We start from the raw sequence: 2,430 nt of genomic DNA, 5'->3' as shown, positions 1-2,430 counted from the left end.
ATCAACGTCGACCTGGCCGAAGGGCTGCGGCTGCTGGCCGTCGAGCACGGCATCCGCCACGTGCTGTGCGAGGGCGGGCCGGCGCTCAACACGGCGCTGCTGGCCACCGGACTGGTCGACGAGCTGTGCATCACCGTCGCGCCACTGCTCACCGGTGCGTATGGTCACGGCATCGTCTCGCCGCCGGCCGTCCGGGCGGCACTGGAGTTGCGCGGCCTGTGCGAGCAGGATGGGGAACTGTACGCGCGCTACGGCGTTCGCGTGCTCGGCGACCCGGCACCCGACGGCGACAGGCTCGCAGATGACGACGGATGACCACGCCCGCTACCGCCGCAACCTCCAGGCGGAGGTCGACGGTGCCGCGATCTACCGCGCGATGGCGGCAGGCGAGGACAGCGCCGAACTGGCACAGGTGTACGAGTCGTTGGCTGCGACCGAGGACCGCCATGCGCAGCTGTGGGCGGAACGGCTGGCCGCGGCCGGGCACGATTCGCAGCTGTCGCCCACCTGGCAGGCGAGGGTGCTCGTGGCACTGGCCCGGCGACTGGGACCCGAGTGGGTGCTGCCCTCGATCGCGCGCCAGGAGCGCCAGGGCCGGCGCATGTACGACGATCAGCCGGAGGCGCACGGTACGGCACTGCCGGGCGACGAACGGTCCCACGCGCGGGTCCTGAAGGAGATCCAGACGTCGGGTCTGCCGGGCGACGCCGTGGCACGGCTCGAGGGCCGGCACCGGTCGATCGGCGGCAACGCGCTGCGTGCGGCTGTCCTGGGCGCCAACGACGGGCTGGTGTCGAACCTGAGCCTGGTCATGGGCGTGGCGGGCGCGTCCCTGCCCGCGCGATCGATCCTCATCACCGGCGTCGCCGGCCTGCTCGCCGGCGCCTGCTCGATGGCCATGGGCGAGTGGGTGTCCGTGCAGAGCTCCCGCGAGGCCGCCGAGCGCCAGCTCGAGATCGAGGCCGACGAGCTCGACACGTTCCCCGACGAGGAGCAGGAGGAGCTGCGCCTGATCTACCAGGCCAAGGGGCTGTCCGAACAGGACGCCACCACACTCGCCGACAACCTCATGGCCGACCGGAAGACCGCGCTCGACGTCAAGGCCCGCGAGGAGCTCGGCATCGACCCCGATGAGCTCGGCGGGTCCCCGGTCGTCGCCGCCGTGTCGTCGTTCCTGCTGTTCGCCGTCGGCGCGATCATCCCGGTGCTGCCGTACGTGTTCACCACAGGGGTGACCGCGGCCATCGCCGCGGTCGTCGCCAGCGGCATCGGCCTGTTCCTGCTGGGCGCCGCCACCACGCTGATCACCGGCCGCAACGCCGCGCTGTCGGGCCTGCGCCAACTGCTGATCGGCTGGGCCGCCGCCGCCGTCACCTACGGCCTGGGCGCCGCGATCGGCGTGACCCTGGGCTGACCGGAGCCGGTCGTCGGCCACGCGACAGCCTCGGGGCGGTCGCGCGTGGCAAAGCGTTGCCAGCGCCGCGGGCCGCGCGAGGCTGACAGACCTGCGGACGAGGAGCACTCCATGAAGGCGGTCATCCAGGATGTCTACGGCGGACCGGACGTTGTGCGGCTCGCCGACGTCGACACACCCACCATCGGCGACGACGAGGTGCTGGTACGCGTCCGCGCGGCCGCCGTCCATCCCGGTGACCTCCTGCTGATGCAGGGGGTGCCGTACATGATGCGTCCGATGTTCGGTCTGCGTCAGCCGCGCAAGCGCACGCCCGGCTTCGACGTCGCCGGCCACGTCGAGGCGGTCGGCACCCGCGTCAGGGATCTCCGGCCGGGAGACGAGGTCTTCGGTGAAGGCGAGGGCAGCTGCGCCGAGTATGTCGCCGCCTCCAGCGGCGCGTTGGCGCCCAAGCCGGCCGGCCTCACGTTCGAGCAGGCCGCGGCGGTCCCGATGTCGGGCCTCACTGCGCTCCACGCCCTCCGCGATGTGGCCAAGGTGCGTCCAGGCCAGCGCGTCCTGATCAACGGCGCGGCGGGTGGCATCGGCACGTTCGCGGTGCAGATCGGCACGGCGCTCGGTGCCGAGGTGACCGGCGTGTGCAGCACCCGCAACGTCGACCTCGTGCGCGGCCTCGGCGCTGCTCGCGTGATCGACTACACCCGCGAGGATTTCACCCGCGGCGGGACGCGGTACGACCTGATCCTCGACAACGTGGCGAACCACTCGTTGTCGGAGCTGCGCCGTGCCCTCACGCCACACGGCACGCTCATCCCGAACAATGGGACCTCGGGCGGTCGCTGGTTCGGTCCCCTGCCGCGGATGGCCCAGGCGCTGGCCGTGTCGCCCCTCGTGGGTCAGCACATGCGGCTGTTCGTGTCGAAGGCCAACCGCGCGGACCTGGAGGCGATCTCCGCGATGATCGACGCCGGCGACGTCACGCCGGTCATCGACCGCACCTACCAGCTGAGCGAGAC

At 71.9% G+C, this 2,430-nt stretch carries 3 protein-coding genes; all 3 read left to right on the top strand.

Features of this window, described 5'->3' with window-relative positions:
- On the top strand, positions 1-315 hold a 315-nt coding region (locus tag VK923_13570), incomplete at its 5' end, for a dihydrofolate reductase family protein (GenBank protein HSJ45703.1).
- The gene (locus VK923_13565) at positions 302-1,414 is read left to right on the top strand and encodes a VIT1/CCC1 transporter family protein (protein ID HSJ45702.1); all 1,113 of its coding nucleotides are present in this window, start codon (positions 302-304) and stop codon (positions 1,412-1,414) included. The genes VK923_13570 and VK923_13565, both read left to right, overlap by 14 nt.
- Positions 1,415-1,525: 111 nt before the next feature.
- Positions 1,526-2,430 (top strand): NAD(P)-dependent alcohol dehydrogenase (locus VK923_13560; GenBank protein HSJ45701.1); only part of this gene is annotated, 905 nt, incomplete at its 3' end.

Source organism: Euzebyales bacterium, from assembly GCA_035461305.1.
GTDB lineage: Bacteria > Actinomycetota > Nitriliruptoria > Euzebyales > JAHELV01 > JAHELV01.
This window is presented reverse-complemented; position numbering and strand designations above follow the sequence as displayed.